Below are 11,226 nucleotides of genomic sequence, written 5' to 3' on the forward strand. Positions count from 1 at the left end.
ACTACGCGATCTGGCAGCGCGGCGGACCGGTCGCTCTCGCGCTGCCAGATCGCGTAGTCGGTGTAGTCCAGGGGAAGTTCGGGCAGGTCCGCGGCGCGTCCCCGCGTCCTGGCGCGGTACAGCTCGGCCAGGTCGCGGACGACGAGGTCGAGGGACCAGCCGTCGGAGACGATGTGGTGCATGCCCAGGACGAGCACATGGTCGTCGGTGGCGGCGCGCACGAGCGTGGCGCGGAAGGCGGGTTCGCGGGCGAGGTCGAAGGGGCGCAGGGCAGCCGCGTGCACGGCGGCGGCCAGGCGGCGCTCGCGGTCCTCGGCGTCCGCGCCGGTCACCTCGGTCACGTCCAGGACCGTGCCGCCCGCGGGCAGCACCCGCTGGTGCGGGACGCCCTCGTGCTCGGGGAAGACCACGCGCAGCTGCTCGTGCCGGGCGACCAGGTCGGCGACGGCCGCGCGCAGGGCCGGCACGTCCAGCGGGCCGGTCGTCCGCCAGGCGGCGGGGAGCAGGTAGGTGGGCGCTCCGGGGTCGAGCCGGTCCAGGAAGTACAGGCGCTGCTGGGCGGCGGACAACGGGATCCGCTCCGGGCGGGGCCGGATGCGGGTCGGCCCCGTGTCCCGGGACGCGGCCCGGCCGCGCAGCCGCTGCTCCAGCAGGCGCCGGGCCGCCGGGGAGAGGCCGCCGCCCGCGGCGGCGGGGCCGGGACGCACGTCGGATGTGGTCATGAGGGCACTCCGATCTCGGTTCTGGAGAAGAGGAAGTCGGTGAGGGGTGGGGGCGCACGGACTCGGCGGCGGGGCCGGGCGTCACGGACGGCCGGAAGTCGCCTGTCGGGGACGGTCAGAGGTCGGCCGTCAGGGACAGGTCGATCTCGTCGTCGCTCATCTGCGAGATCAGCTCCAGCAGGCGCCGCTCCACCTCGGCGGCGAGCCGCTCGACCGTGGGGTGCTCGAAGAGGTCCCGGACCTGGAGCGGGCAGTCGAAGGCGGTCCGCAGGCGGGAGGCGACCGCCACCGCGCGCAGGGAGTGGCCGCCCAGGGCGAAGAAATCGTCGTGGACGCCGACCTTCGGCAGGTCGAGCACCTCGCACCAGATCTGTGCCACGACCGTCTCGGCCGGGGTGCGCGGTGCGACGCCGGCCCGCGGCGCGGGCTTCTCGGGTTCGGGCAGGGCGGCGGTGTCCAGCTTGCCCTGCACGGTCAGCGGCAGGGAGTCCAGGAGGACGAAGGCGGAGGGGACGAGGTAGTGGGGCAGATGGGTCCGGCAGTGCGTGCGCAGGGATTCCTCCGACAGCCCGCCGCCCGCGGCGTAGCCGACGAGGGCGGTCTCGCCGTTCAGGGGGCGCACCACGACGGCCGCGCCCCGCACCCCCGGGTGCCCGCGCAGCACCGCCTCGGCCTCTCCCGGTTCGACGCGGAAGCCGCGGATCTTGACCTGGTCGTCGTTGCGGCCGAGGAACTCCAGTTCGCCGTCGGCCAGTCGGCGCACCACGTCGCCGGTGCGGTAGAGACGGCCGCCGCGCGGGCCGAACGGGTCGGGGACGAACCGCTCCGCGGTGAGGGCGGGCCGCCCCAGGTAGCCGCGGGCCGTCTCCGGTCCGCCGATGACGAGTTCGCCGGGCACGCCGAGCGGTACGGGTTCGCCGAGCGGGTCGACCACGTAGGTGCGGCGGCCGCCCAGCGGGCGGCCGATGGGCACCCGGCCGGCCGGTGCCCCGGGGAGAGTGTGCGCGGTGGCGGAGATCACCGTCTCGGTGGGGCCGTACGTGTTGACCACGGGCACCCCGGGCAGGTGCGCGAACCAGTGCCGCAGGGGATCGGCGGGCAGTGCCTCTCCCCCGGTCACCAGCAGTCGCAGGGAGGCCAGTCGGGGAGCCAGCGTGTCCAGGCGGGCGACCAGCTCCGTCCAGTACGACGGTGTCAGTTCCATGACCGTCACCCGCTCGGCGGCGACGCGGGCGGCCAGCTCCTGGGGCGCCCAGATGTCGTCGGGGCGTACCAGCACCGTCGCCCCGGTGCTCAGCGCGGGCAGGATCTGCTCGAGGGAGGCGTCGAAGGAGGTCGAGGCGAAGGTGAGCACCCTGTCCCGCGCGGTCAGCCCGAACGTCTCGCGGGCGGCGCGCACATGGGCGTCCAGGGCGTGGTGCTCGACCCCGACGGCCTTGGGGCGGCCGGTGGAACCCGAGGTGAAGATGACGTAGGCGAGGTCGTCGCGGTGGGGGGTGTGGCGGGGCCCGTCGGGGTCGGGCAGGACGTCGTCGACATCGACCGCACCGGTCGTGAGGGCGGCGGCGCGCTCCCGGGTGCGCGTGTCGCACACCACGTGCCGTACGGCGGCCTCCTCGCACATGTACCGCAGGCGTTCCCCGGGGAGCCTGGGGTCGAGCGGGACGTAGACGCCGCCCGCCCGCCAGACGGCGAGCATCGCCGCCACGGACCACACGCCGCGGCCGACGCACACGCCGACGGCGTCGCCCGGGACCGTGCCCGCGCGCGTCAGGGCCGCGGCGAGGCCTCCGGTGAGGGCGTCCAGGCGGGCGTAGTCGAGGGTCGTGTCCTCGCAGACGACGGCGGGGGCGTGCGGCGCGCCCGCCACCTCGAACGGAGGCGCCGGCTCCGTGTCCCGCCCGGCGCCCGCGACGAGGCGGTGCCGTTCGTCCGCCGAGAGCAGGGGGGCCTCGTCGACGCGGGCGGTGGGATCGGCCAGCAGGGCTTCGAGGACGCGGCCGACGTGGCGGGCGAACCGGGTCGCGGTGTCCGGGTCGAACAGGTCGGCGGCGTACTCGACGTTGAGCGCGAACCGGTCCGGCCGGACCACGAAGGTGGCGGTCAGGTCGAACTTGGCCGAGCCCCAGGGCAGCGCGAAGTCGGCGGTCTCCAGGCCGGGCAGGCCGATGCCGGCCTCCGTGGACTCCTGGACGTCGACCATGGCCTGGAACAGCGGGTTGCGGGACAGGTCGCGCTCCGGGCGGAGCCGCTCCACGACCTGCTCGAACGGCACCTCCTGGTGGTCGAAGGCGCCCAGGACGACGTCGCGCACCCGGTCCACGAGCGTGCCGAAGGCGGGCCGTCCGGACAGGTCGGTGCGCAGGACGACGGTGTTGACGAAGAAGCCGACCAGCGGCTCCAGTTCGAGGCGTCCGCGGCCGGCGACGGGCGTGCCCACGCAGATGTCGGTCTGCCCGGTCCAGCGGGCCAGCACCGTCTGGGCGGCGGCCAGCAGCACCATGAAGCGGGTCGCGCCGCGCTCGCGGGCGAGGGCGTCGGCCCGGTCGACGAGTGCGCGGGGCAGCTCGATCTCGACCGCGCCGCCCCGGCCGGTGAAGGCGGGGGGCCGCGGCCGGTCCGTGGGCAGGTCCAGCACGGGGGCGGCCTCGAGGACCCGTTCCCAGTAGGCGAGTTGCGGTTCCAGGGCGCCGCGGTCGGCGCGGTCGCGCTGCCACACGGCGAAGTCGCCGTACTGCACGGGCAGCGGCGCCGACGGGGCGCCCCCGCCCGTCAGGCGGGCCGCGTAGCGGCGGCCGAGTTCGTCCAGCAGGACGCCCTTGGACCAGCCGTCGGTGACGGCGTGGTGCAGGGCGAGCAGGACGACGTGGTCGTCACCGGACAGCTCCCACACGCCGGCCCGCAGCAGCGGCGGCCGGGCGAGGTCGAAGCGGCGTTCGGCATGGGCCACGGCGAGGCTCCGTACGGCCTCCACGCGGGCCTGTTCGTCCGGGGCCTGCGGTGCCCGCTCCCAGCGCAGGGGTACCGGGACCGGGTCGTGGACCTGCTGCACGGGGCGGCCGTCGGACTCGACGAGGGCCGTGCGCAGCACCTCGTGCCGCTCGACCAGGTCGTTCAGGGCCGCCTGCCACGCGGCACGGTCCAGGCCGCCGCGCACCCGCCAGCAGTACCACAGCAGGTACGACTCGCCCCGGTCGGAGGTGCGGTCCAGGAACCACAGGCGCTCCTGCGCGAAGGACAGCGGCAGCGGCCCCCCGCGGTCGACGGGGACGATGCCGGTGGCGCCGCCGACGCGGGCGGCGGCCACCCGCGGGGCGAACCCCCGGACGGTGGGGTGCTCGAAGACGGTGCGCAGCTCGATCTCGCGGCCGAGGCGCTGGGCGATCCGGGAGACCGCCATGGTGGCGAGCAGGGAGTGGCCGCCGAGGTCGAAGAAGCTGTCGTCCAGGCCGATCCGGTCCAGGCCCAGGACGTCGGCCCACACCTCGGCGACGATCCGCTCGGTCTCGTCGCGGGGCGCGGTGTACGCGGGGTCGTCGGCGGGGCGGGTGTGCGCGGGATCGGGCAGGGCGGAACGGTCGAGCTTGCCGGAGACGCCGACCGGGAGGGCGTCCAGGACGACGAACTCGGACGGTACGGCGTAGTGCGGCAGGTAGCGGGCGCACCAGGCGCGCAGGCTCGCCCGGTCGGGGGCGGCGGGCGCGTCCGGGGCCGGTACGACGTAGCCGGTCAGGCCGCGGCCGGTGGCCCGGTCGGGGCGGGCTGCGGCAGCGGCGACCAGCGGGCAGGCGCGCAGCACCGTCTCCACTTCGCCGAGTTCGATCCGGAAGCCGCGGATCTTGACCTGGTCGTCGTGGCGGCCGAGGAACTCCAGTTCGCCGCCGGACGTCCAGCGCACCAGGTCACCGGTGCGGTAGAGGCGGCCGCCGGGCGGCCCGTAGGGGTCGGGCACGAAGCGCTCGGCGGTCAGCGCGGGGCGCCCGAGGTAGCCGCGGGCCACCTCCGTGCCGCCGATGAGGAGTTCGCCGCGGACGCCGACCGGCACCGGCTCGCCGTCGGCGTCGAGGACGTAGGCGCGGCGGTCGCCCAGGGGCCGGCCGATGGGCACGGTGTCCCCGGGCGGGTCGTCGGCGTCGTGGGTGGTGGCGGTGACCGTGGTCTCGGTGGGGCCGTAGGCGTTGCAGACCCGGGCCCGGGGGACGGCGGCGCGCCAGACCGCGAGGGTGTCGGGCGGGACGGCCTCGCCGCCGAGGATCAGCAGCCGCAGGGAGCCCAGGGCGGCGGCCAGCCGCCGGTCGAGACAGAGCGTGAGTTCGGACCAGTAGGTGGGGGGCACGTTGACGACGGTGAGGCCGTGCCGCTGGACGATCTCGGGCACCTGCGTGGGCAGCCAGGGCTCGTCGGGCCGCATGACGACGGTGGCACCGGAGGTGAGGGCGGGCAGCACCTGGTCCAGTGAGGCGTCGAAGGCGAAGGAGGCGAAGGCCAGCACCCGGTCCGCGGAGGTGATCCCGAAGCGCTGCCGGGCGGCGGCGACGTGCGAGGCGAGGGCGGCGTGTTCGACGCCGACCGCCTTGGGCCGGCCGGTGGACCCGGAGGTGAAGATGACGTGGGCCAGTTCGCGGGGGTGCGGCCGGTGGCGGGGGCCGTCCGCGGCCGGGCCGGCCGCGGTGACGTCCACCGTCACCGGCGCGAGCGGGGCGGCGGTGGCGGCGGTGGCGGGTTCGGCGACCACGCAGGCCAGTCCGGCCTCCTCGGCCATGTACCGCAGCCGCTCGGCGGGGAGTTCGGGGTCGAGGGGCACGTAGGCCCCTCCGGCCCGCCAGACGCCCTCGATGGCGGCGACCGACCACAGGCCGCGGCGCAGGAGCACGCCCACGGGATCGCCCGCGGTGACCCCGGCGGCGCGCAGCGCGGCGGCGAGTGAGCCGGTCATGGCGTCCAGTTCCGCGTAGCTGACGCTGTCCTCGCCGCAGCGCAGCGCGGTGACGTCGGGGCTGCCGGAGAAGGCCACCGGCGGCGCGGGGTCCGCCGTGCGGTCGGGCGCCCGGTGCCAGTCGGGCCGGGGACGGCCGCGGCCGCCGGGGCCGTCGGGCAGGGCGCGCGTCAGGTCCCGCACGGGGGTGTCGGGGGCGGCCAGGACCGCCCTGAGCAGGGCCGTGTAGGAACGGGCGAAGGCACGCATGGTGGCGGCGTCGAAGAGCGCGGTGGCGTACTGGAGGATGGCGGCGACGCTGCCGTCGGCCCGCAGGGTCAGGTCCAGGAAGACGTCCAGCGGGGTCTCGGTGAGCGGCGGGGCGACCAGCGTCACCTCCAGGCCGGGCATCTCCACCGGTTTGACCGGCGCGTTGAGCAGGGTGAACGAGGCCTGGGCGAGCGGGTGCCGGGACAGGTCCCGGGAACCGCCGAGCGCGCCGACGACGAGGTCGAAGGGGGCCTCGGCGTGGGCGAGGTCCACCGGCACCCGGCCGCGCACCCGGTCCAGCAGGGCGCCGAAGCCGGGTCTGCCGGACAGGTCGGTACGCAGCACGACGGTGTTGACCAGGGGGCCGATGAGCGCGTCGGCGCCGCGCCGGGCCCGGTCGGCGAGCGTGCTGCAGACGGCGATGTCGTCGCGGCCCGCCCAGTGGCCGAGGAGGACCTGGTAGGCGGTGAGCAGGAGCGTGTAGCGGGTGACGCGCCGGGAGCGGGCCAGGGCGTCGACGGCGGCGACCAGGTCGGCCGGCAGGTCGAAGCGGACCACGTCGCCGGAGCCGTCCCACACGCGCGGTCGCGGCCGGTCGGTGGGCAGGTCGAGCGGGGTGAGGCCGCGCAGCCGTTCGCGCCAGTGGCCGAGGAGCCGTTCCAGCCGTTCGCCGCGCAGGCGTTCGGACTGGGCGCGGGCGAGGTCGGCGTACCGCAGGGCGGGCGCGGTGACCGGCTCGCCGCGGTATCCGGCGGCGAGTTCGTCCAGCAGGACACCCCACGACCAGCCGTCCACGGCGATGTGGTGCACCTCGACGAGCAGCAGGTGCTCGTCGGGCGCCAGACGGGCGAGCACGGCCCGGACCGGGTGCTGCGCGGACAGGTCGACGGGGCGCCCCAGCCGGCGGGCGAACAGCTCCTCGGGCCCGTCCACGTCGACCCGCTCCAGTTCGACGCCCGCGGGGGCGTCGACCACCGGCACCGGCTCCCCGCCGACGGCGCGGAACCGGGTGCGCAGCACCTCGTGCCGCGCCATGATCCCGGACAGCGACCGTTCCAGGCGGTCCGCGTCCAGCGAACCCCGCAACCGCAGGACCAGCGGGAGCATGGATCCGCTGGAGGAACCGGCCAACTGGTCCAGGAACCACAGCCGGCGCTGCGCGAAGGATGCCGTGGGGGAGTCGACGCCGTTCGGTGCCCTCTCGGGGGCCGGTCCTGCTGTCACTGTGAGCCTCCAAGCCGTGTTTCGCAGCAGACTGCCGTCGGCGGCCGGAGGCCCATAGGGAAGAAGACGCAGCACCGCGAGCAGAGCGGACTGCCGTCGTGGAGGGGGTCGACGGCGATTGGTTCGCACGCTGCTGCGGGGCACGGAGCGGCGGTGTCCGCGTCCGGTGGTGGCGGGAGGCGTGAAGGAGCGGTGGGGGCGGCGGACGGGGACGCGACGGCGGGCCCGGCGACACGCGCGGCGTACGCCGGGCCCCCGGAGCGGCGGCGCCTGTGGGGGACGTCAGAGCGGTGTGACGTACGCCCCCGAGATGCCCCCGTCCACGAGGAAGTCGGTGGCGTTGACGAAGGAGGAGTCGTCGCTGGCCAGGAAGGCGACGGCGGCGGCGACCTCCTCGGCCTCGGCGAACCGGCCGAGCGGGATGTGCACGAGCCGGCGGGCGGCGCGCTCCGGGTCCTTGGCGAACAGTTCCCGCAGCAGCGGGGTGTTCACCGGGCCGGGGCAGAGCGCGTTGACGCGGATGCCCTCACGGGCGAACTGCACCCCGAGTTCGCGGGACATGGCGAGGACGCCGCCCTTGGAGGCGGTGTAGGAGATCTGGCTGGTGGCCGCGCCCATCCGGGCCACGAAGGACGCGGTGTTGATGATGGAGCCCCTGCCCTGACGGCGCATGTGGGGGATCGCGGCCTTGCAGCACAGGTAGACGGAGGTGAGGTTGACCTCCTGGACGCGCTTCCAGGCGTCGAGTCCGGTCTCCAGGATGGAGTCGTCGTCGGGCGGGGAGATGCCGGCGTTGTTGAAGGCGATGTCGACGCTGCCGTAGGTGTCGTACGCCGTCCTGAACAGCGCCTCGACCTGCTCGGGCTCGGTGACGTCGACCTTGACGAAGGTCCCGCCGATCTCCTCGGCCGCCGCCTTGCCCCGGGTCTCGTCCACGTCGCCGCAGACGACGTGCGCGCCCTCGGAGGCCAGCCGGCGGGCGGTGGCCAGGCCGATGCCGCTGCCCGCTCCGGTGACGACGGCGGTACGGCCGACCAGGCGGCGGCAGATGATGTCCTCGGTCGCTTCGTTCACTGTGCGGAGCCCTCCGTGCTCGACGGGACACTGCTGATGAAGACGTTCTTGGTCTCGGTGAAGGCGGCCAGGGCGTCCGGGCCGAGTTCACGGCCGAGGCCGGACTGCTTGAACCCCCCGAAAGGGGTCCAGTAGCGGACACTGGCGTGGGAGTTGACGGACAGGTTCCCGGCACGGACGGCGCCCGAGACCCGCAGGGCGCGGCCGACGTCCCGGGTCCAGACCGAGCCGGACAGGCCGTGGTCGGTGGCGTTGGCCAGGCGGACCGCGTCGGCCTCGTCCTCGAAGGGCAGGACGACGGCGACGGGCCCGAAGACCTCTTCGACGGCCACGCGCGCGTCCGGGTCGACGCCGGTGAGGACGGTGGGCGGGAACCAGAAGCCGGGGCCGCCCTCGGGGGCCTTGCCCCGGATGCCGTCGGCGTCGTCGGGGACGTAGGAGCGGACGCGGTCCAGCTGGGTCCGGGAGATCAGCGGGCCCATGTCGGTCCGCTCGTCGGCCGGGTCGCCGACCAGGACGGACTCGATCGCGGGGGTCAGGAGGCCGAGGAAGCGGTCGTACGCCGAGCGCTGGACGAGGATGCGGGTACGGGCGCAGCAGTCCTGGCCGGCGTTGTCCAGGAAGGACATCGGGGCGGCGGCCGCGGCGGCCTCCAGGTCGGCGTCGGCGAAGACGATGTTGGGGCTCTTGCCGCCGAGTTCGAGGGTGACCGGCTTGAGGAGCGCCGCGCCCTTGGCCGCCACCCGCCGGCCCACGGCGGTCGACCCGGTGAACACGATCTTGGAGACGCCCGGGTGTTCGACGAGCGCGTCGCCCGCGACCGGACCGTGTCCGGGGAGCACCTGGAACAAGCCCTCGGGAAGGTCCGCCTCCAGGGCGAGTCGGGCCAGGCGCAGCGCGGTGAGCGGGGTCGTCTCGGCGGGCTTGAGGAGGACCGCGTTGCCCGCCGCGAGGGCCGGTACCGCGCCCCAGGCCGCGATCGGCATCGGGAAGTTCCAGGGCGCGATGACGCCGACGACGCCGAGCGGTTCGAGGAACGTCACGTCCAGGCCGCCGGCGACCGGGATCTGCCGGCCGGTGAGCCGCTCCACTCCCCCGGCGGCGTAGTCGAGCAGGTCCCGGACGTTTCCGGCTTCCCAGCGGGCGTTGCCGAGGGTGTGCCCGGCCTCTTGGACCTCGAGGCGGGCCAGCTCCTCCAGGTGCCCGTCGACGACGGTGGCGAAGCGGCGCAGCAGCCGGGCGCGGTCGCCGGGGGCGAGGGCGGCCCAGGTCGTCTGCGCCCGCGCGGCCGCTGCGACGGCGGCGTCGACGTCGGTCGCGGAGGCGGCGGGGACGGTGGCGACGACCTCTTCGGTGGCGGGGTTCAGTACGCGCAGCTCGTCGGGCGGCGGCACTTCGTCGGGCAAGGCGTCGGGCAGCGGCAACGGGGGCCTCACATGCGTTCGAAGGAGCGGCGCAGCTCCCAGTCGGTGACCGCGGCGTCGTAGGCGTCCACCTCGACGCGCGCCATGTTGCGGTAGTGCGCGACGACCTCGTCGCCGAAGGCGGCCTTCGCGAGGGTGCTGTTCTCCCACAGCTCGGCGGCTTCCCGCAGGGTCGTCGGGACGTGCTCGAAGCCGGCGGCGTAGGCGTTGCCGCGGCAGGGCTCGGGCAGTTCCAGCCCGTGCTCGACGCCGTACAGCCCGGCCGCGACCATGCCCGCCACGGCGAGATGCGGGTTGACGTCGCCGCCGGGCAGCCGGTTCTCGAAGCGCAGGGAGCGGCCGTGGCCGACGACGCGCAGGGCACAGGTGCGGTTGTCGTACCCCCAGGCGACGGCGGTCGGTGCGAAGGAGCCCGGCTGGAACCGCTTGTAGGAGTTGATGTGCGGGGCGTAGAGCAGGGAGAACTCGCGGAGCGCGACGAGCTGTCCGGCGAGGAAGTGCCGCATGACGTCCGACATGGCCTCCGGGTCCTGGGCGGAACCCGGCATGGCGCTGGTGCCGTCGGGGGCGGCGAGGGAGAGGTGGATGTGGCAGGAGTTGCCCTCGCGTTCGTTGTACTTGGCCATGAAGGTGATCGACACGCCCTCCTGGGCGGCGATCTCCTTGGCGCCGGTCTTGTAGACGGCGTGCTGGTCGCAGGTGACCAGGGCCTCGTCGTAGCGGAAGGCGATCTCGTGCTGGCCGGGGTTGCACTCGCCCTTGGCGGACTCGACGGTGAGGCCGGCGGCGGCCATCTCGTTGCGGATGCGGCGCAGCAGGGGTTCGATCCGGCCGGTGCCGAGCACCGAGTAGTCGACGTTGTACTGGTTGGCCGGGGTGAGCCCGCGGTAGCCGGCGTCCCAGGCCTGTTCGTAGGTGTCCCGGAAGACGATGAACTCCAGCTCGGTACCGACCTGGGCGGTGTACCCGAGTCCGGCCAGGCGCTCGAGCTGGCGGCGCAGTATCTGGCGGGGGGCGGCGCCGACCGGGGAGCCGTCGGCCCAGGCCAGGTCCGCGACGACCAGGGCGGTGCCCTCGTTCCACGGCACGCGGCGGAGCGTGTCGAGGTCGGGGAACATGGCGAAGTCGCCGTAGCCGTTCTCCCAGGAGGACATGGCGTAGCCGTCGACGGTGTTCATGTCGGCGTCGACGGCGAGCAGGTAGGCGCAGCCCTCGGCGCCGTGCCGGAGCACCTCGTCGAGGAAGAAGCGCGCGGCGAACCGCTTGCCTTGGAGCCGCCCCTGCATGTCGGGGAAGGCCAGGACGACCGTGTCGATCTCACCGCCCGCGACGAGGGCGTGCAGCTCCTCGACACCGAGCGGGGGTGTGGGGTCTGCCACGGAAGGGCCTCCTCGGGCTGCTTCTGGCACTTCTGGCCACACGCGGCCGCTGAGGGCTGCTCGTGGCTTCTGCGGGCTTCGGTTCGGTCGGCCGGAAGCCATAAGGTATTGCGGACGACCATTGCTTGGGAAGGGGACGCGGCCGTATGCCGGAGGACTCGGAGAAGTCGGGGAAGTCGGGGAAGCCGGAGGACGGGGCCGGCGCGGTCGGGGACGGT

General features: G+C 74.8%; 5 protein-coding genes. All 5 read right to left on the minus strand.

Translation table 11 applies throughout. The features are described 5' to 3' along the window. A partial coding sequence (locus AOK11_RS20985) for a condensation domain-containing protein (protein ID WP_240497429.1) occupies positions 1–722 on the minus strand: 722 nt, incomplete at its 3' end. Between the two features lie 115 nt (positions 723–837). Then, on the minus strand, positions 838–7,131 hold the full coding sequence (locus tag AOK11_RS20990; protein WP_055595271.1) for a non-ribosomal peptide synthetase: 6,294 nt from the start codon (positions 7,129–7,131) through the stop codon (positions 838–840). A gap of 282 nt (positions 7,132–7,413) precedes the next feature. Next, positions 7,414–8,205, minus strand: a complete 792-nt coding sequence (locus AOK11_RS20995) for a 3-oxoacyl-ACP reductase (RefSeq protein ID WP_055595272.1) — start codon at positions 8,203–8,205, stop codon at positions 7,414–7,416. Next, positions 8,202–9,611, minus strand: coding sequence for an aldehyde dehydrogenase family protein (locus AOK11_RS21000; protein WP_055595274.1), 1,410 nt, complete (start codon positions 9,609–9,611; stop codon positions 8,202–8,204). The genes AOK11_RS20995 and AOK11_RS21000 overlap by 4 nt, the downstream gene beginning before the upstream one ends. A gap of 26 nt (positions 9,612–9,637) precedes the next feature. Continuing rightward, a complete protein-coding gene (locus AOK11_RS21005) occupies positions 9,638–11,008 on the minus strand; it encodes a glutamine synthetase family protein (RefSeq protein WP_055595273.1) in 1,371 nt (456 codons plus the stop codon). Positions 11,009–11,226 lie beyond the last annotated feature (218 nt).

This window comes from Streptomyces hirsutus (assembly GCF_001418415.1).
GTDB lineage: Bacteria > Actinomycetota > Actinomycetes > Streptomycetales > Streptomycetaceae > Streptomyces > Streptomyces hirsutus.